The organism is Pedococcus sp. P2_D7 (genome assembly GCF_056404295.1).
Genome location: NZ_JBFUEH010000002.1, coordinates 376,267 through 395,706, shown reverse-complemented (window position 1 = coordinate 395,706; position 19,440 = coordinate 376,267). Strand labels below are relative to the sequence as shown.

At 66.4% G+C, this 19,440-nt stretch carries 13 protein-coding genes; 2 read left to right on the top strand and 11 right to left on the bottom strand.

Annotation, left to right across the window (positions count from 1 at the left end):
- The first annotated feature begins 105 nt into the window (after window positions 1-105).
- Window positions 106-2,019, top strand: coding sequence for a glycoside hydrolase family 15 protein (locus tag AC1DWJ_RS05375; RefSeq protein WP_457256125.1), 1,914 nt, complete (start codon window positions 106-108; stop codon window positions 2,017-2,019).
- Here AC1DWJ_RS05375 and AC1DWJ_RS05370 read toward each other — a convergent pair.
- From AC1DWJ_RS05370 to AC1DWJ_RS05355, 4 genes are all read right to left on the bottom strand, one after another.
- The gene (locus tag AC1DWJ_RS05370) at window positions 1,991-5,140 is read right to left on the bottom strand and encodes an alpha-mannosidase (protein ID WP_477620194.1); all 3,150 of its coding nucleotides are present in this window, start codon (window positions 5,138-5,140) and stop codon (window positions 1,991-1,993) included. The two genes, AC1DWJ_RS05375 and AC1DWJ_RS05370, sit on opposite strands and share 29 nt — an antisense overlap.
- A gap of 83 nt (window positions 5,141-5,223) precedes the next feature.
- The gene (locus AC1DWJ_RS05365) at window positions 5,224-6,765 is read right to left on the bottom strand and encodes a DEAD/DEAH box helicase (protein ID WP_477620193.1); all 1,542 of its coding nucleotides are present in this window, start codon (window positions 6,763-6,765) and stop codon (window positions 5,224-5,226) included.
- Between the two features lie 212 nt (window positions 6,766-6,977).
- Window positions 6,978-9,371, bottom strand: coding sequence for a phosphoenolpyruvate synthase (ppsA, locus tag AC1DWJ_RS05360; RefSeq protein WP_477620367.1), 2,394 nt, complete (start codon window positions 9,369-9,371; stop codon window positions 6,978-6,980).
- 81 nt (window positions 9,372-9,452) lie between these two features.
- Entirely contained in the window at window positions 9,453-10,292 is an 840-nt protein-coding gene (locus AC1DWJ_RS05355; RefSeq protein ID WP_457256117.1) for a pyruvate, water dikinase regulatory protein, read from the bottom strand.
- 1,641 nt (window positions 10,293-11,933) lie between these two features.
- Here AC1DWJ_RS05355 and AC1DWJ_RS05350 point away from each other — a divergent pair.
- On the top strand, window positions 11,934-12,584 hold the full coding sequence (locus AC1DWJ_RS05350) for a hypothetical protein (protein WP_477620192.1): 651 nt from the start codon (window positions 11,934-11,936) through the stop codon (window positions 12,582-12,584).
- On the opposite strand, the gene AC1DWJ_RS05345 is transcribed toward AC1DWJ_RS05350, so the two are convergent.
- From AC1DWJ_RS05345 to AC1DWJ_RS05315, 7 genes are all read right to left on the bottom strand, one after another.
- A complete protein-coding gene (locus AC1DWJ_RS05345; protein ID WP_477620191.1) occupies window positions 12,511-13,020 on the bottom strand; it encodes a very short patch repair endonuclease in 510 nt (169 codons plus the stop codon). The two genes, AC1DWJ_RS05350 and AC1DWJ_RS05345, sit on opposite strands and share 74 nt — an antisense overlap.
- A 5-nt stretch (window positions 13,021-13,025) precedes the next feature.
- Entirely contained in the window at window positions 13,026-13,418 is a 393-nt protein-coding gene (locus tag AC1DWJ_RS05340; protein WP_477620190.1) for a hypothetical protein, read from the bottom strand.
- Window positions 13,415-14,785 (bottom strand): DNA cytosine methyltransferase, encoded by a 1,371-nt coding sequence (locus tag AC1DWJ_RS05335; protein WP_477620189.1) that lies wholly within the window; start codon window positions 14,783-14,785, stop codon window positions 13,415-13,417. Before AC1DWJ_RS05335 ends, AC1DWJ_RS05340 begins: the two co-directional genes overlap by 4 nt.
- Window positions 14,786-14,794: 9 nt before the next feature.
- Window positions 14,795-15,547, bottom strand: coding sequence for a DUF6339 family protein (locus AC1DWJ_RS05330; protein WP_477620188.1), 753 nt, complete (start codon window positions 15,545-15,547; stop codon window positions 14,795-14,797).
- Window positions 15,548-15,556: 9 nt separating this feature from the next.
- Window positions 15,557-16,531: a hypothetical protein gene (locus AC1DWJ_RS05325; protein WP_477620187.1), complete on the bottom strand. Its 975-nt coding sequence runs from the start codon at window positions 16,529-16,531 to the stop codon at window positions 15,557-15,559.
- Entirely contained in the window at window positions 16,528-18,393 is a 1,866-nt protein-coding gene (locus AC1DWJ_RS05320) for a hypothetical protein (protein WP_477620186.1), read from the bottom strand. The genes AC1DWJ_RS05325 and AC1DWJ_RS05320 overlap by 4 nt, the downstream gene beginning before the upstream one ends.
- A 66-nt stretch (window positions 18,394-18,459) precedes the next feature.
- Entirely contained in the window at window positions 18,460-18,759 is a 300-nt protein-coding gene (locus AC1DWJ_RS05315; RefSeq protein ID WP_477620185.1) for a hypothetical protein, read from the bottom strand.
- Window positions 18,760-19,440: the final 681 nt, after the last annotated feature.

Genomic DNA, 19,440 nt, shown 5'->3' with positions numbered 1-19,440 from the left:
CTGTCACCCCGGACCACTCGGGCGACCCATGGCGGACGGCGACCATCTGCGGGACGCTTGGAGTCGGGCCGCGCGCTCGGCGACGGCGCCTCGTGAGGAGCTGCCATGACCTCGACCCTCAGCACCCCTGAGCCGCACGGCGAGACCGGCGACCAGCCACCACCGAAGTGGCACCTCCCGCGGTCGCCCTTCCCGCCGATCGCGGACTACGCGTTCATCTCCGACTGCCAGGTGACGGCGTTGATCGCGCCGAGCGGCAACGTGGAGTGGATGTGCCTGCCCCGCATGGACTCCCCGAGCGTGTTCGGGTCGATCCTCGACCGCGACGCCGGGGGGTTCCGGCTCGGCCCCGCGGACATGATGGTGCCCACCGCCCGGAGATACCTGCCGGGGACGTTGATCCTCGAGACCTCATGGGGGACGCCGACCGGCTGGGTCATCGTCCGGGACGCCCTGCTGATGGGACCGTGGCACCACGAGACCGAGCGCTCCTACCGCTACCGGCGGACGCCGACCGACTACGACGCCGAGCACGTGCTGCTGCGCACCATCCGCTGCGTGAACGGCGAGGTGCAGCTGGTGATGAACTGCACGCCGGTCTTCGACTACGGGCGGCAGCAACCGACCTGGTCCTACACCGGTGACGGCTACCACTCGGCCGTGGCGGAAGCCGACGGCGAGGACCACAAGGTCTGGCTGACCACCGACTTCCGGCTGGGCTTCGAGGGCCCACAGGCCGGCCTGCGGACGCTGGTCAAGGAGGGCGACACCCACTTCATCGCCCTGTCGTGGAGCGACCACGAGGCACCCCAGAGCTACGAGGAGGCCTACCGGCGACAGGTCTGGACCGCCCACCACTGGCAGCACTGGCTGGCCCGGGGAAGGTTCCCGGACCACCCGTGGCGCACCCACCTCGAGCGAAGTGCGTTGACCCTCAAGGGACTCACCTATGCACCGACCGGTGCCATCGTGGCCGCCTCCACCACCTCGCTCCCGGAAACCCCCAAGGGCGAACGGAACTGGGACTACCGCTACACGTGGGTGCGCGACTCGACTTTGGCCTTGTGGGCGCTGGACACCCTCGGCTTCGACTGGGAGGCCAACGACTTCTTCTGGTTCATCGCCGACCTCGCCGAGTCGTCCGACGACGTGCAGATCATGTACGGCATCGACGGCGCCACGGACCTGACCGAGTCCTTCCTCGACCACCTCACGGGCTACGACGGAGCGCGGCCGGTGCGGATCGGCAACGGCGCGTTCGACCAGAAGCAGCTCGACGTGTGGGGCGCCATCCTGGACTCGGTGTGGATCCACACCAAGTCGCGCGACACCCTCGACGAGCGGCTCTGGCCGATCCTGACCGGGTTCGTCGAGTCGGCCATCAAGCACTGGGGCGACCCGGACCGGGGCATCTGGGAGGTGCGGGGCGAGCCCAAGCACTTCACCTCGTCGAAGGTCATGTGCTGGGTCGCGGCTGACCGTGGGGCCAAGCTCGCCCGGGTACGTGAGGACGACGAGCTGGCCCAACGGTGGCAGACCGCCGCCGACGAGATGCACGCGGAGATCTGTGAGCGCGGCACCGACGACCGAGGGGTGTTCACCCAGCACTACGAGACGGACGCACTGGACGCATCGAACCTGTTGTTGGCGCTGGTGGGCTTCTTGCCCCCGGACGACCCACGACTGCACGCAACAGTGCTGGCGATCGCTGACGAGCTGACCGACGACGGCCTGGTGCTGCGCTATCGCGTGGAGGAGACCGACGACGGGCTGGCCGGCGAGGAGGGCAGCTTCACCATCTGCTCGTTCTGGCTGGTGTCGTGTCTGGCCATCGTCGGCGAGATGGAGCGCGCCCGGTCCCTGTGCGAACGGCTCCTCAGCCTGGCCACCCCGCTGGGGCTCTACGCCGAGGAGATCGACGCCAAGAGCGGCCGTCACCTCGGCAACTTCCCCCAGGCATTCACCCACCTCGGGCTGATCAACGCGGTGCTCAGGGTGATTGCCGCTGAGGACGACTGAAGCGCAGGGTCCGCACCTCGAACGGTCCGAGCTCCACCTCCACGACAGCAGTGCCATCATCGCCTGACCACGCGGAGCTATCCCATGCAAAAGGCGAGTTGGCGCCGCCGGCCGCCGGTACACCGGGACCATCCGCGGTCGCCACGTCGCGAGCCGGCTGACCCAGGGGTTCCTCGAGGAGGGTGACCGCGGAGACCGACGCCACATCGGCGTCGACGCGGACGGAGCCCGATGCCCTGCCCCCCAGCACCTCGTGCACCCTGACGACGAGGTCGCCGGACCGGTCGGCCGCGAGCTTGACGCTCGAGAGCGCGACGCCCAGACCCTCGACCCGCACGAGGGGCTCGAACCCGTGGGCGCCCTCCACGTCGCGCGCCGGGGTGTTCAGCCAGACACCCTCCCGCGCGGCCCCTTCCACGCCGGTGCCGATGACGAGCCCGTAGCGGTGCGTGTGCGGTCCGTGGTCGGTGTCGGGGTCGGGGAACCTCGGCGCCCGCAGGAGCGAGAGCCGCACGGTCGTCGCGAGCGCGCCGTCCTCGACCCAGTCCCGCGTGACGTCGTATCCGTAGGTGGAGTCGTTGACGAGGGCGACGCCGAACCCGGGCTCGTCGACGTGCACGAACCGGTGCATCGAGGTCTCGAAGCGTGCCACCTCCCAGCTGGTGTTGACATGGGTCGCCCGGCGCTGGTGGCCGAACTGCGTCTCCGCGCTGGTGTGCTCCGCGCGCACGTCGAGGGGGAAGGCCACCTTGAGGAAGGTCTCGACCTCGTGCCAGTCGGTGACCTGCTCGACGTGCACCGTCTGCGATCCCGGAGCGAGTGAGAATGCTTGTCGCACAGTCGAATCCGCCGAGATGGTGCGCTGGACGACAACGTGCGCGACGCCGCGCTCGTCCACCGATGCCTCGAGGCTGTCGGCCTCGCGGAGGTCGCGGACCCGGTTGCGGTAGAAGCGGTCGACGTCCCAGGCGTCCCACTTGTTCGGCAGGTCTGGGTGCAGCTGCAGCAGGCCGGCAGACCCGCCCGGCGCGATGGCGTCGCGTCCCGAGGTGAGGTCGACGGCGGACGTGACCAGGCCCTGCGCCGAGAGGGTCACGCGCACCACGCCGTTGTCGAGCACGAGGTCCGCACCATCCCGGGTGACCTGCACGGGTTTGGCCCCCGCTTCTCCGCGGACGACCGCTGCCCCCGCTAGGACGCCCTGACGCTCGGATCCCGCGCCATTGACCGCGATCCGCTCACGCCCCTCACCGACCAGGGCCGCGAGCGAGCCGCGCACCAGCTCCTCGGCGGCGCGCTCGACCCGCGCGTACTGCTCCACCGCCTCGCGGTGCACCCAGGCGATGGACGTGCCGGGCAGGATGTCGTGGAACTGCTGCAGCAGCACCTGCTTCCAGAGCGCGTCGAGCTCGTCGTGCGGGTATGCCGTGCGCGTCCGGACCGCGGCAGTGGTGGCCCACAGCTCGGCCTCGACGAGCAGGTGCTCACACCGCCGGTTGCCCGCCTTGGTGCGGTGCTGCGAGGTGAGGGTGGCGCGGTGCAGCTCGAGGTAGAGCTCACCGACCCAGACCGGGGTTCCTGGACGGGGTTGCCCGTCGTCCCCCACCAGCTCGTCGCGGGTGCGCGCGTAGAAGTCGTCGGGGTGCTCCCACCGCACCCGCGGGCTGCCCTCGAGGTCGGCGAGGCGCTCGGCGCGACCGGTCATCTCGCGGGTGGTCCCTCCTCCGCCGTCGCCCCAGCCCACCGGCGCGATCGATCCCGACGCGATGCGGTGGTCGCGGAACTGCCGGTCGGCGAGGGCCAGCTCGGTGCCGGACAGCTCGGAGTTGTAGGTGTCCATCGGGGGGAAGTGGGTGAGCACCCGCGAGCCGTCGATGCCCTCCCAGAGGAAGGTGTGGTGGGGGAAGGTGTTGACCTGGTTCCAGGAGATCTTCTGGGTGAAGAACCACTCGAAGCCGGCCCGCCGCACGAGCTGGGGCAGTGCCGGTGAGTAGCCGAAGCTGTCGGGGAGCCAGACGCCCTGCGAGCGGAGGCCGAACTCCTTCTCGAAGAGAAGTTGCCCGTAGAGGAACTGGCGCACCATCGACTCGCCGGACGGCATCACGGTGTCGCTCTCCACCCACATCCCACCCAGGGGGAGGAAGCGTCCGGACTGCACCGCCGCGACGATCCGCGACCACACCTCGGGACGGTGCTCCTTGACCCAGGCGTACTGCTGGGCGCTCGACATGCCGTAGACGAAGTCCTCGGTCTCGTCGATGAGCGCGGCCATCGAGGCCGTCGTGCGGGCCACCTTGCGCACGGTCTCGCGCACCGGCCACAGCCAGGCCGAGTCGATGTGGGCGTGGCCGACCGCCGACACCAGGTGGGCGGACGCGCTCGCGGGGCGGGCCAGCACCTCGACCAGCTGCTGCCGGGCTGCACTCGCGGTGCCGGAGACGTCGCGGAGGTCGAGTTCGTCGAGCGCATCGTCGAGGGCCTGGAGGATGCGGCTGCGCCGTTGTCCCGCAGGCAGCTCCGCCTGGAGCCCGAGCAACACGTCGAGGTCCAGCGCGAGGGCATGGACCTCCTCGTCGAAGACCGCGAGGTCCATCCGCCTGGTGGTGTAGAGCAGGTCGGGTGATGCGGTGAGCAGGTCACCCTGGGTCGTCGGCTTGAACCGAACCGGGCCGAACACGACCGGGTTGGACGCCGCCTCCACGTAGAGCTCCACCTGCTCTCCGCCGTCGGCCGCCGCAGCCACGAGCGCCCAGTGGTTGAGCGGGTTCACGGCTTTCACCGGTGAGCCATCGGGACGATAGACGAGCCCCTCGCACTGGAATCCAGGCCCGGGCACGTCGAACCCGAGGTCGACGACCGCCTCCACGCGGCGACCAGCCCACTCGGTCGGCACCGCACCGGTCAACCGGAACCACGTGGTGCCCCAGGCCGCACCCCACGGCGAGCCCACGGCATACGGCTCGAAGGGGAGGGCGAGGCCCTCGGACGGTGACACCGGTTCACCCGGGAGGGTGTGTGCCTCGACGGTGAACGGCACGGACACCGCGTGGACCGCGGGCCAGATGCGTTCGGTGAGGACGCGGGTGACGCGACCGGTCGTCAGGGTGGTGTCGTCGTGCATGGGTCCACCCTTGCGTGCGGATGGACGACGTGCGACCCAGGGTCACACCGACCGGTATGCCGTGTGCCCCGGCGTGCGCGGGCTCAGCGCCCGCGGCGACCCGCGGAGAAGGCGGCGATGCCGCCACCGGAACGGGAGGTGCCCTGCGAGCCGCCACCCTGCCGCGCGCCGCCGCGCGACGACTGCGAGCGGGCGCCCTGCGAGCCGCCCGACCTCGGGGTCTCGGTGCGGTAGGACTCGGTGCTCGACGACTGCGAGCCACCGCGACGACCACGAGCGCTGCCGCCCGAGGCGCGACCAGCTCCGCCCGAGGCGCGACCGGCGCCGCCCGAGGCGCGGCCGGCGCCACCCTGCTGGCGAGGTTGGCTGGAGCCGCCACGACCACGCTGCGAGCGTCCGCCGTTGCCACTGTTCGACTGCTCGACCACAGGGGCCGGCGTGACGAGGTCGGCCGCCGGTCCGGTCAGGTCGCCGATGGCCGGGTGGCCGGGGGTGACGTCGACGGCGGTCGGCTTGATGCCGGCCTGGCGCATGAGGGTGCGGGTGTCGCCGCGCTCCTCGGGGGTGCTGACGGTGACCACGACGCCCTCGGCGCCGGCGCGGGCGGTGCGACCTGAGCGGTGCAGGTAGGCCTTGTGCTCGGCCGGCGGGTCGACGTGCACGACGAGGGTGACGTCGTCGACGTGGATGCCACGGGCCGCGATGTCGGTGGCCACGAGGACGCGGCTGTGGCCTTCGCTGAAGGCGGCGAGGTTGCGCTGGCGGGCGGCCTGGGACAGGTTGCCGTGCAGGTCGACCGCGGGGATGCCCGAGGCCGTGAGCTGCTTGGCCAGCTTCTTGGCGGCGTGCTTGGTGCGGGTGAAGGCGAGCGTGCGGCCTTGTCCTGCAACGAGCTCGCGCACGACGGCCGGCTTGTTGTCGCGGCTCACGTTGAACAGGTGGTGGGTCATCGCGGGGACGGGCGACGCGGCGCTGTCGACGCTGTGCGTGACGGGGTTGTGCAGGTAGCGCTTGACCAGCTGGTCGATCGCGTTGTCGAGCGTCGCGGAGAAGAGCAGTCGCTGCCCGTCGCGCGGAGTCGCGTCGAGGAGGCGCTTCACCGCGGGGAGGAACCCGAGGTCGGCCATGTGGTCGGCCTCGTCGAGAACGGTGACCTCGATGTCACCCAGGCGCACGTGGCCCTGGCCGATGAGGTCCTCGAGGCGACCCGGGGTCGCGATGACGATGTCGATCCCGCGGCGGAGCGCGGAGACCTGCGGGTTCTGGCCCACGCCACCGAAGATGGTCATGGTGCGCAGCTCGAGCGCGGCGGCGAGCGGGGTCACCGTCTCGGCGACCTGGATCGCCAGCTCACGGGTCGGGACCAGCACGAGGGCACGCGGGGTGTGCGGCGCGCGACGACGACCTGACTTGGCCAGGGTGGAGACCATCGGCAGCGCGAACGCCACGGTCTTGCCGCTGCCGGTGCGGCCGCGGCCGAGGACGTCGCGACCGGCAAGCGAGTCAGGGAGCGTCGCGGCCTGGATCGGGAACGGCGTGTCGATGCCGCGTTCCTTCAGGGCCGCGATGACGCGGGGGTGGATGCCGAGGTCGGCAAAGGGCAGCGGCGCGGGGGCACGGTTCAAGGACACGGTGTGCGAGGACACGGAAAACTCTCATCAGCAGTAGGGAGTGGCCGAAGATGCTGGACCACTCACGAACCTGTGAGCTGACGGCGCCAACCAGTAGTTGGGGCGCGGAGCAGACGACCTGGCGTGCACGACGGTGCGCACGCAGTGGTTGCAACCCTATCGGCCCGGGCGTTCATTCCCGAATCGCCCATTCGGCCAGACCCTGGCTAGGCGGGCTCCGGCGACCTCCGGGCGAGGCGCAGCCAGGTCTCGACGACGGTGTCGGGGTTGAGCGACATCGACTCGATCCCTTGGTCCATGAGCCAGTCCGCGAGGTCCGGGTGGTCCGAGGGTCCCTGGCCGCAGATGCCGACGTACTTGCCTCTCGCCCGGCACGCCTCGATCGCCATGGTCAGCATCTTCTTCACCGCGGGGTCGCGCTCGTCGAAGCCACCTGCCACCAAGGCGGAGTCACGGTCGAGCCCGAGGGTCAGCTGGGTGAGGTCGTTCGACCCGATGGAGAAGCCGTCGAAGTGGTCGAGGAAGGCGTCGGCATTGACGGCGTTCGAGGGGACCTCGCACATCATCACGACCTGCAGGTCGTTCTCCCCACGCTTCAGGCCGTTCTGCCCGAGCAGGTCGATGACGCCTTCGGCCTCCTTGAGCGTGCGGACGAACGGGATCATCACCTTGACGTTGGTCAGCCCCATCTCGTCGCGCACCAGCCGCAGCGCCTCGCACTCCATGGCGAAGCACTCGGCGAAGTCGTCGGACAGGTACCGCGCGGCACCGCGGTACCCGATCATCGGGTTCTCCTCGTCAGGCTCGTACCGCTCGCCGCCGAGCATGTGGGCGTACTCGTTGGACTTGAAGTCACTCATCCGCACGATCACCGGCTCCGGCGCGAAAGCCGCCGCGAGCATCGAGACCCCCTCGGCGACGCGCTTGACGAAGTAGTCGCGCGGGCTGTCGTAGGCCGCGATGAGGGCCTCGATCTCCGCCTTGATCGCGGGCTCCTGGTCGTCGAGCTCGAGCAGCGCGCGCGGGTGGATGCCGATCTGGCGGTTGATGATGAACTCCAGCCGAGCAAGCCCGATTCCGTTGTGGGGCAAGCGAGAGAACTCGAACGCCTGGTCGGGGGTGCCGACATTCATCATGATCTTGACGGCCACCTCGGGCATGTCGTCGAGGGCGGTCTCGGTGACCGAGAACTTCTGCAGCCCGTCGTAGACCAGACCGGTGTCACCCTCGGCGGCGGAGACGGTGACCTCCTGGCCGTCGCTCAGCGTGGTCGTCGCCGAGCCGGTGCCGACGACGGCGGGGATGCCGAGCTCGCGGGCGATGATCGCGGCGTGGCAGGTGCGGCCGCCGCGGTTGGTGACGATCGCGCTGGCGCGCTTCATGACCGGCTCCCAGTCGGGGTCGGTCATGTCGGCGACGAGCACCTCGCCCGGCTGGAACTCGTGCATCGACTCGGCACTGGTCAGCACCCGCACCGCACCGGCGCCGATCTTCTGGCCGATCGCGCGACCCTCGACCAGGACCTCGCCGCGCCCGCTCATCGGCTCGTCCATCCGGAACCGCTGGAGCGTGGAGCCCGACTGCCGTGACTTCACCGTCTCGGGGCGCGCCTGCAGGATGTACAGCTGGCCGTCGACTCCGTCCTTGCCCCACTCGATGTCCATCGCCCGGCCGTAGTGCTCCTCGATCTTGAGGGCGTGCTGGGCGAGCTCGGTGACCTCGTCGTCGGTGAGGCTGAGGCGCCCACGCTCGGCCTCGTCGACGGGCACGAAGTCGATCGAGCGACCCACCGCAGAGTCCTGCGTGTAGACCATCTTGGTGGCCTTGCTGCCGACGCCGCGCTTCAGGATGGCGGGGCGGCCGGCGCGCAGGGCGGGCTTGTAGACGTAGAACTCGTCGGGGTTCACGGCACCCTGGACGACCGCTTCGCCGAGGCCGTAGCTGCTGGTGACGAAGACGGCGTCGGGGAAGCCGGACTCGGTGTCGATGGTGAACATCACACCCGACGAGCCGATGTCGGAGCGCACCATCCGCTGGATCCCGGCTGAGAGGGCGACGACGTCGTGGTCGTAGCTGCTGTGCACGCGGTAGGCGATCGCGCGGTCGTTGTAGAGGGAGGCGAACACCTTCTTGATGGCCAGCAGGATGTTGTCGATCCCCAAGACGTTGAGGAAGGTCTCCTGCTGCCCCGCGAACGACGCGTCGGGCATGTCCTCGGCCGTGGCGCTCGACCGCACCGCCCAGGTCACCTCGCCGGGGGCGCCGGCCACGAGCTCCTCGTAGGCCGCACGGATGTCGGTCTCGAGGTCCTCGGGGAACGGCTGCTCCTCCACGAGGTCGCGGATCTGGGCGCCGGCCTCCGCGAGCGCCCGGGTGTCCTCGACGTCGAGGCCGGCCAGCGTCGCACTGATCCGGTCGGCCAGACCTTCGTGCGCCAGGAAGCGGCGGTAGGCGTCTGCGGTCGTGGCGAACCCATCGGGGACACGCACCCCCGCCTTCGAGAGGTGTTGCACCATCTCGCCGAGGGAGGCGTTCTTGCCGCCCACGGACTCGACGTCGCCCAACCCGAGGTCCTTGAACCAGGAGATGTTGCCGCTCACGGCGATCCTTTCGACAGGCGGCGAGGCCGCGATGGTGACGCTGTGCTTCATGGTGACGCTGTCCTTCATGGTGACACTGACTCAGGCAAGGTTGCCCAGACGGCTGGTCTGCATGATGACCGCCGCCATCTCCTCCACCGACATCGAGGCGGAGTTGATCGACGGTATGCGGTGCAGCCGGTAGAGCGCCTCGGCGCGGCGCAGCTCGTAGCTGCACTGGGCGAGACTGGCATACGTCGAACCCGGCCGTCGCTCCCCCCTCACCTGGCTGAGCCGGGCGGGCGTGGAGAGCAGCCCGAAGCACTTCGCGCCGAGCTCCCTGACCGGCCGCGGCAGGGCGTCGGTGTCGAAGTCCTCGGGGACCAGGGGGTAGTTGGCGACCTTGAGGCCGTGCTGGAGGGCGAGGTACATGGAGGTCGGGGTCTTGCCGCACCGGGAGGGCGCCACGAGGATCAGGTCGGCCTGCTCGAGGTTGCGCAGGCTGGCGCCGTCGTCGTGCTCCATCGCGAACTCGATCGCCTTCATCCGGAGGTCGTAGCGACGGGTGTCGCCGACTCCGTGGAGGGCACCGACGCCGTGGGTGGCGTTGACGTGCAGCACCCGCTCGACCGTGTCGAGGTGCGAGCCGAACAGGTCGATGAACGCGCACTCCGTGCGTTGCAGCTCCTTGCGGATCTCCTCGTCCGAGACGGTCGAGAAGACCAGCGCGGTCACCGAGTCAGTCGTGGCCGCATCGAGCTCCAGCACCACCGCGCGTGCCTGCTCCACCGTCGTGATGAACGGGATCTTGCGGCGCGCGAACGTGAGGCTGGGGAACTGCGCCAGCATGAGGTTGCCCAGTGTCTCCGCCGAGATGCCCGTGCCGCCGGCGAGGAAGAACACCGGCGTGGGGGCGACTATCGCAGCAGGCTCGGGGATCACGCCCCCACCGTTCCATGCCGCGGCCGCCTTGGACAGCCAGCCGGCAGGTCGGGCAGTTGGCAGAGCCCCTGAGGGCCAGGGCCGCACGCGACCCTCGGCAGCGGGCAATGGGGCGCCTTCGCGTGGGGCCGCACGACGAAGGACCCGACAGATCACTGTCGGGTCCTTCTCGGTTTTGGCGGTGGCGGTGGGAGCCGTCGTGGACGGCCGGGGTTCGTTCCTCACCCAGCCGTCCACTCCTCCCAAATCCCGCAGCGTTCGACAACCCGAGAAGGACCCGACGGAAAATCGTGTCGGGTCCTTCTCGGTTTTGGCGGGCTAGAGACGAAAGTGGGTTTGCGCAGGTCAGGGAACCAAACCATTGACCCAGGCTCTGCCTCTCCCCGCGGGCCCTGAGGAGTTTCCCCGCGACGTGGGGGGCGGCATGGATGGTCCTTCGCCAACGAAGCCGAGGGCGCAATCCCCATTGCCTCGCGGGCTATTTGTCACGGGGTGGTGGGCAGACGCCAGCGTGTCCCTTGGCCAGGGCGCTTCCCTCGCAACCCTCAAACCGCACCTGACGTTGCCCGTGCGCTGCCATGCCTGAAACGAGGTTGGCGTCACCCAACGCGACGTGCACGGCGTGGCAGATGTACCCAGAAACGGTCACGCGTTGCCGTGCTGCCACGGCATCATGATGCTCTCCCTCCGATCCAAGGGCGACAGCCACCAACCGACGTGACGCCTCGCCTCTTCTTCGTTGCGGGCTTCGGCCAACCGGGGGACACCCTCTGACCAGCGGTTCTCCGGATCGGCGGGGGTCAGGCATCGCCCTGCCGAACGGCACGCGCGTCCGTCAGAGATCACCTGGTCCGCGACAGTGGCTCCACGCCGGACCTACCGCTCTGCGGCGTTGCACCGCATATGGTCTCAGGATGAAGACCGCCGAGGTTGCGCTACTTGTTTCGATACTGAGCGCTGCCCTCGCGCTACTTGCCATCCTCTGGAATGTAGTGGCCTTTCGTAAGTCAGGACCGCTGGTCAAGGCCTCCCTCGCCATGGGCACAAAAGGACCGGGGCCTGAGGGTTTGGGCAGGTTCACGTTTACCGTGGCCGCCAAGGCTTGGGCGAGGCACGAGTCCCTGCGTTCGAAGCCGGACCAGCACTTCTTCCTCACTGCCACCAATTCGGGGCGGGCCGCGATATGGGTCAGCCAAGTTGGGCTTTGCTCGGCTGGCGGGTCGGTCAATATGAACGTCACCACCGACGCAAGCGAGGGTGACGCGGGGTTCGGACCGAGTCTCCCTTTCAAGTTGGACGCAGGGCAGACAGCAATCTGGGCTATTGGGCTCGGAAGCGCCAATACCCTGTGGCGCTTGCAGCCGAATGCTGACGCCGATTGCGTCCACGGGGAACTGGCACTCGGCAGCGGGGTCTCGCTAAGAACCAAGGAGGGGGTGCGGTTAAGCCTGGTTCGCGAGACGCTTCGCGCTCAGAACAGCCCTAGGCGCGGCGCCGCAACTCCCTCCAGTTGACCCACGTCGAGAGGCCCGACGGACGTCTCCGAATTGCGCTGCGCTGTCGCTCCATCACCCGTCGGGCCGGGTAGGAGTTCAATCGTTGTCGGACAATCCGACGGCCCCGCGGCCTAGGATCACCGGAGTGACTCAGAATTTGCCGCCCGTACCTTACGAGAACCTTGCGTCCGCCGACCTGACGCTGGGGCGCGTATATCTTGGCGGTCCCCAGCCTCACGTCGGCGCCGATCCATTGCACTATCTGACTGGCGTCGGTAACAGCGGCGGATTCCGCCCGAAAAACGTAGTGGGGACCGGCGAGTGCGCGCTGTGTGTCCTGTTCTCGACGGGTGTCGTGTCGGAGTGGCCGGACGGCTGGATGAATGACACGACGTACGTCTACTTCGGCGATCAGCGTGAGCCAGGCAAGGACGTTCTCGACACTCCCCGGGGCGGTAACCGTCTCCTCGCCGACGTCGCAACGTGGATGAAGCGCGGGGAGCGTGGTCGTAAGAGCGTTCCGCCCTTCCTGCTGTTCGAGAAGGACAGCCGGGATCGTGGTCGGGATGTTCGTTTCGAGGGCGTGCTCGTCCCTGCTTCTCCCGACGGCTGGCTTACAGTCGAGGAGCGTTTCAGGGGTGACGCCTCGTTCACGAACTTTCGCGCTGTCATGAAGCGACTGCCTATTACGCACGCCAGCCGGGCTTGGCTGAGCGACATCGTCAGAGGGAAGGCGAACGCTTCGAGTGCACCGCCTCCATGGACGCGCTGGGTGGAAACAGGCGGGAGCGAGTAGCAGGGGCGTCGGCTGCCGCGGTTGCCAGAGCCGTGGTAACACGCTCCAAAGCCTCGTGGACAGGTTCGTGCTCCCACACAACTACGACATCCCAGCCAGCCTCACTCAGACAGGTCACGGTCTCTGCGTCGCGCTGCCGGTTGCGGACCACCTTCTGGCTCCAAAAGTCGGCGTTGCGTTTCGGAACGGTGTAGTGGTCTGGGCAACCGTGCCAATAGCAGCCGTGGACGAACACTGCCACCTGCCGTTTGGTGAAGACCAAGTCGGCGCGTCGGTTCAGATTCGCGAGCGGTTTCGTGTCGACTCGGTAGCGGTACCCGGCGGCGTGCAACGCACGCCGGAGCGCCATCTCGGGCTTTGTATCCCGGCCACGGTTCGCGAGCATGGATCGACGAGTAGCAGGACTAGACGCCCACGAACTCCGCGGAATATCCACGAAACCTATGCTACGACGCCCGTAGGCGGTGAACGCTGCGCCAGAAACCGTGCCGCATCGTCAGCGACAGCCTTTGGACGGCGCAAGATCGCGCATTCCCAAGCGACGTAGACCCACCATCCCTGCTTCCGGAGGCTATCCGCGACCTCTTGGTCGTGGCGCACCATCTGCTCAAATCGGCTCACCCAAGTCAGGCGGTCATTCCTGGGGAGCGTTGCGCGGGAACAGTTGGCGTGACGGTGCCAGTAGCAGCCGTGCACGAACACAACCATACGCTGGTCCCTAAACACGATGTCGGGCGTGCCCGGCAAGGTCTTGTCATGGGTCGCATACGGAACGCCCAAGTCGTCGAACGCATCGGCGAGGAGGATCTCCGGGACTGTGTTCGTGGATTTCACACGGCATCAATAGGCTTACTGGCTTTAACTTCGCCGCCGACAGCGGCGAGGGTGGCGACGTAGCCGAGCAGCGAAGGGACGGCATTTCCGATCCAACGTGACAGTTCGGCACGCGAGGGCGGCTCGCCCGGCTTGACCGCGAACTCGAACCAGTCCGGGAAGCCCTGCACGCGGGCAGCCTCGCGCGGCGTCAGAACACGGCGTTCGGTCGGGTGGAGGAAGCGCCCGCGGCCCGGCGTCAGGAAGCCGCCAGTGATGGTCGGCGCGGGCTTGTCAGCCCACATGCGCCCGTAGGTCGCGGGGTATGTTGTTCCATTCTTGTGGCAGTCCGGTCGAATGACGTTCGGCAGGTTGTGCTTGTCCTTGTCAAACAGATACTTCACTCGCCGCAGGTTCTCTTTCGACAAGACGGGAACGGAAGACATTGGGTCCGTGTCATCGAGCGGCATACCGGTGAGATCGTCAAGCATCCACTCCACCGGGAGGGCGTCACGGGTGAACATCTCTTTCAGGGCCCCCAGGGCCAAGGGCTGCGTGTCTAGTGACGCGACAAGGAAGAAGCGCTTCCGAGTTTGCGGCCAACCAAACTTGTCGGCTGCGAGCACCCCGTAAGTCACGTGGTAGCCGCTGTCACGCAGCAGCGCCATCGTCGTTTGCACGACGCCCTGTTTGTCAGAAACCACGTTAGGAACGTTCTCAATAACGATGTGCTTAACGCCCATCGCGACAGCAACCGCTGGAACGGTTAGATATAGCAGGTTCTTCGGGTCCTCATGGCGCGTATGGTTGTTCAACGAAGAGTGCCCTTGGCAGGGAGGACCGGCAAGGAGCATGTCCACCGAGCCAGTCAGATTTCCGAGACGGTCGTCCGTGATCGTAGGCGTGAATGCGAATTTGGCGCCCTGCCCAATTCCCGAGACGCCGAAGTCCACCATCCCCCGGACCGACTCCTGGAGGGTGCTGCGCGGCCGCAAATTCGCCTTGTACACCTCCAGCGCACGTGCGTCCACATCTGCAGCCAGTAGCGGGGTTGCGCGCATGCCCAGGGAGGCCATGGCTTCCATCGCGCCGAGCGAGAGCCCCCCAACGGAGGCAAACAGGTCCACGAATCGGAACGGTTGCTTGTCTCGCTCCGGGGTGGGCTTGTCCCCGCGGATGAACCCACTCCACCAGGCCGCGAAGGGGTCCTCCGCTTCAAGGTTGCGCATGTTGTCGCCTCGGCGGGCTAGTGCCCGGGGGCGAACATGCGTGACACCCTTGCCGCCAAGCGTTACGGTTCGGGTCGCTTCACTGTCGTTGACCTCGTACCTCACACTTAGTCCGTTAGTGAGGTCAACGTCAGGCAGCACGGTGGCGGCGGCGCTCATGAACGAACCCTATGCGCTACTGCCGTCAAGGTCGAGCGGAGCCGCGGTGACGCGCGCAGTTTCGCGATCCACGAGGCTGCGAGACTGGTAGGTGTCAAGCACCTGGAAGAGAACGTTCGCCCGGACCCGCTGCAGGTGCCTCGCAAGTGGACGAACCTCCTTAGTGGCTATCTTGGCGTCCTTCACGTCCTGAGTCAGGGCATGGGCGACTGCCGGGGCGTCTCCATGGGCGACGCGGAGGATGTGTGACCTCCACAGGTCGGTGTGACCGAAAGTCGCCAACTCGTAGGCGGCGTCGCCAGTCCTACCGTTCGCTAGCCCCCCAAGCAGGGCGATGAGCGCACGGTCAAACATGCGGTGCGGGGTGCAGTCACGCCCGATGGAAGCGCCCTTGGCACCGTAGTTCGCGAGGTCACATCCGTCACCGTTGCGCCACTCAACGAAGTCATACATGTACGCAGCGCAGTATCGCCAGAAGTCCCGGTCGGTGAGAATGTAGGCCGGGAGAGGAGCAAGTTTCTTGTGCAGGTCCACCGCTAGGCGACCCTCCAGCCCGTCCTTATCCTGTCCTGACTTCAATTTCTCCGGACTGCTGCCCTGCCAATCGCTCAACAGGTCTTCAAGAATGTCGCCGACGACCTCGTAGTACGGATCGTCCTTGTCACCACGCGGCTCCCCTTCAGGCGCACCGCTGACGGCTCCAGTACGGCGGCCGTGCACGTAGTCGGTGGTCTGTTTAGCAGTCATAACTGGGTAGGGCATCGGTGCCTCCTAGAGGACAGTCAGGGTCGTATCACGCATCTTGAAGGCCGCTTCTAGGTGGGATGCCAACATCCCGCGTGCCTGCACCAACTTCAGGACCTTCGCCACCGACACGTCGTCGTTGGTGGCGTCACTCAGGGTGTCCGCCAGGAATTCAAAGAGTTGCTCCGCGACCGGGAACTTTGCGAGGTCCGTCTCAGTCGGCTCCCCGCCGATCTCGGATCTAACGTCGTCAACCATCGAAGTCGCGATCACCGAGTACGCCTGGACCGCGAGTTCGATCTGCTCCTTGATAGCCGGGGCTTTCGTCTCGCTTGCAAACAAGCGGCCAAGCACGGTCGGGTCAACGTAGACGGTTACGACGTCGCTGATGTCTTCAGCGCTGACGACGGACCGATAGTCGATGAATCGCATCACGCCTTCCGGCAGTTTGTTGCTCAGGCGGACCTGCTCCGTCAGCGGCTCCGGGCTAAAACTCGTCAGGTCTCGTTCGGTCGAAACTCGGAAGTCACGGCGCGCCAGCCACGTCCCTGCCATGTTCGGGCGCAGCGGTTCGCTGTTCGCATAGTCCACGAGCAGCACTAGAGCGACAGTGATGGTGAACCCTTGACGGTCTGAAAGTGCGAGGTCGTCCGGAGCGCGATGGAGCACGAACGCAGTCGAGTAGTCGGCCTTGTGTAGGTGCTCGCAGAACACGACATTGGAAGCGCCGCGGTGGGAGCGTCCGGTTACGAGAATCACTAGCCCGCAGTCAGGGACATGCAAACCTGTGAGGGCGACCTGCTTCCGCACGAACTCAAGTTCCGGTAGTTCCAGCGTCAACTTCGCACCTGCGAGCGTCTCAGGGGGCAGGACGACAGGTCCAGCGTGCTCTTCTGTGTCGTCAACCCGGAGACAGACGTCGGCAAGCGCTTCGTCTGCGGCACCGATGTTCCGGAACGGACGAATCGTTGTGTACTCGGCTCGAACGTGCTTGCTACTCACAGGTCGCTCCACTCCTCAACGTCGACCTGCGGGCGCAGAGTCGTGGTCCAAAGGTTGGGGTACTCCTTCGACTCGACCTTGAACGTGACGTCCATGTCTCGAACGAGCATGCCTTTCCACTCGCTGCCGTCGTCGTTCGAAGTGAACATATGGTTCTTTCCGACCGGTCGGATCATGACGTCCCACGAGGTGCCGTTTGGGTTCTCGTCCTCGGTCACATGCAACTGGCAAGACACGGTCGCCTTCGCGACGGGTTTAGGAGCCTTGTCCATGACGCCTACGGTGAACCGGCCCTCAACGCGCACGTTGGAATCGTCGACGGGTTCAACGTGAGCGTTCGACAGACCGCTGATTTCGATGGGCTCCCCGCCCGTCGGTGGCTTCTTCTTGGGTCCGCGCTTCTTGCCGGTGAAACCCGCCATCAGTTTTGCAAAGTGAGTCAACGCCTTATCGCCCTTCGGCGCAGGCGGATTCAGGCTCCGAACGGTCTGCGACGTCGCGTCCTTGACCTTCGTCAGGATTAGGCTCGCCCGATCGGTGGCGGCTTCGTCGATCTGTCCTGGCGACGCCGCCGTCGTCCATGCCTCGTGGGCCGAACCTTCAGTTTTTCGAAGGAGGGTGTCACTGTCGTCGGATGCGATGAACACGCCCCGAAGCGGGTACTTCATGCGCGGGTACTCCGCGTAGTTCACAACCATGAGGGGATGACGCATGAGCGCGATGATTGGACCACCAGGGTCGTCATCATCTTCTTGCCCGATCGGGCTGTCGTTGAGCACGAGGCCGAAGCCACCGAGGTCTTGGCCACCCGTGCGCCACTTTTCCGAGGGCACCCACTCCCGGGCGGGCTCCTGGACCTGCTCCTGACCGGTTGCGAGGCGATACGGGTGCAGAAACTGCCTCAGGAAGGGCACCGTCGCAGGCTTAGGTGTGTGCCGTGACCCGTCCGGAAACACGACCTCAAGGTCGAACTTATGCGCCTCCAAGGCGGGCCACCACCAAATCGACAACTCGTCGAGCAGGCGCTGCGGATCGAAGAATGCATCGACGATCAGAAAGGACGTCCCCATCTGGCGCAGGTCGCCCGAGTCGCGCTGCGTGAACCCGAACTCCTCAGCGAGGTCGTGGGCGAGTTCACCCTCAAAGGGGATCACTCGAGACTCGCCCCCGGGTCCGTCCGCGACGGTTAGGCCCAATGCCGAGCGTCCGTTGAACGTATGCCCACCGAACGCAGTGCCCTCCCACCATGTGCCGCCAACAAGGCGTTCCTGAACGGCATCATCGGAACATTTCTCAAACACCGAATGAGCAATGACGGTATGCAGGCGGGAGGCTGCGGCCATCGCACCCTTGCCAAATCCGAATGACCCACCGGCGTGGCCAGGCTTGTTGGAACCACCGGTCGTATACATGGCTTGGTAGAGGATTGAATCCATGTTTTTGTCGATTCGCCCGTATAGGCCATGGGCCGCGAAGTCCTCGACATAGATAAGCCGCAGCGGTTCGTGGGGGTCGTCCAGATACTCCAGTGCGGACCCAACCTCCAAGGGGTCCTTCTTGGAGTTGGCCAGATACTCTTCCCGGCGGCCCTTGAGGCCCGCGAGGTCAAGCACCCTCACCATATCGGCCTTCGCCGCGCCCGTTAGGTCCTCAAACCGAAAGACAATCTTGCCCTTCAAGGGCTCTTTGGCGTGTCGTCGGGCGTGCTCATCGGCCGCGTCTCCCGAGTTCTGAACAGTCTCCCGCGCCAACAACGCCTCAGGGGACAACTTGTTGTGGCCCCGATAGGTCTTGTACAGGATCGACGCGTCGTAGCCGGACTCGCCGGGCCGGATCGTCTCGGGCGTCCACGTGGCCGTCATCGTCTTACCACTTTCGTTGCTCCCTCACTGTGCGCAGACCGACGTTTAACTCCACCGGGCTGGCCCTCACGTCTTCAACTTGAACGAGGTTGTGCCGCCAGCCTTCGCGTCCGAGAACTTTGCCTCAAGGGCTCTTACCTCGGCCTTGACGGCCCTCATGATCTGCTCTACGTCGCCGTCTGTGTACTCGTAGTTCGACCTATTGGACAGATTGCCAAGCAGGCGAATCGCGCTCAATGCCTTGCCCGTACGCGCCTCAGCCAGCGCTACGAAACGCTCCCGACGATCCCGCATGTGCCACCACCTGCCGCGTATGTTGCATATCTTGGCTGAATCGATGATGTCACAACCGAAGGTGTCTCGCAAGTTTCACCCATGTAGTCACTATATATGCTGCTCCTACGCTTCGAGGCTGACCCATATCGCGGCCCGATCCCCCTCCCGGTGTCACATGCAGTCACTCCTGCCCGGCCCTCGGCCGATTGCACCCCTGGCCGCACGGGACTGTAGTCCAGATCGGTCGATGAGTGGCCAGAACGGGACAATCTCGCGGGTGCGCCAGTCACCACCTCGATGTGCGCGCCCCGTCGCCAGTTCTCGATCCGATTCGCCCACCCATTCGAGGGGCGTCGGTGCGCAACCATTTCGCTAGTCTCATGTGCTCGGGCTAACCCGATACCCCCGTAGTGACGAGATCGGAGTGCGAAATGTCGACCCAGAACACGTACCTCGACCTAGCGAACGCGGGTACCGGTGGGGGGCATCAGATCAACCTCTGGTGGTCTGACACACAGCCGGACCGAATACACCTAGTTCTCACAGACCCCAGGCTGGTCGACAGCAACGGTGAGAAGCCTGGGCTGCGTCTCGTGTTGTCCTCTAACCCAAAGAGCGCTGACTACTCTCCCGCCAATTTCAACCGCTCAGCGCGGCTGTTGCGTTCGCTAGGTATGCCTGCCCCCGCGGAGGACGTTGCCGAGCACCCTCGGCATCTGAGGTATAGGGACAGCCTCATTGAGTCCGTCCTCGAGGACAACGAAGGTGCGG

Bases quoted from the DNA above. Each gene is read 5' to 3' on its own strand.
- AC1DWJ_RS05375 (WP_457256125.1), top strand. From the start codon at position 106: ATGACCTCGACCCTCAGCACCCCTGAGCCGCACGGCGAGACCGGCGAC.
- AC1DWJ_RS05370 (WP_477620194.1), bottom strand. From the start codon at position 5,140: ATGCACGACGACACCACCCTGACGACCGGTCGCGTCACCCGCGTCCTC.
- AC1DWJ_RS05335 (WP_477620189.1), bottom strand. From the start codon at position 14,785: ATGAGCGCCGCCGCCACCGTGCTGCCTGACGTTGACCTCACTAACGGA.
- AC1DWJ_RS05330 (WP_477620188.1), bottom strand. From the start codon at position 15,547: ATGCCCTACCCAGTTATGACTGCTAAACAGACCACCGACTACGTGCAC.
- AC1DWJ_RS05320 (WP_477620186.1), bottom strand. From the start codon at position 18,393: ATGACGGCCACGTGGACGCCCGAGACGATCCGGCCCGGCGAGTCCGGC.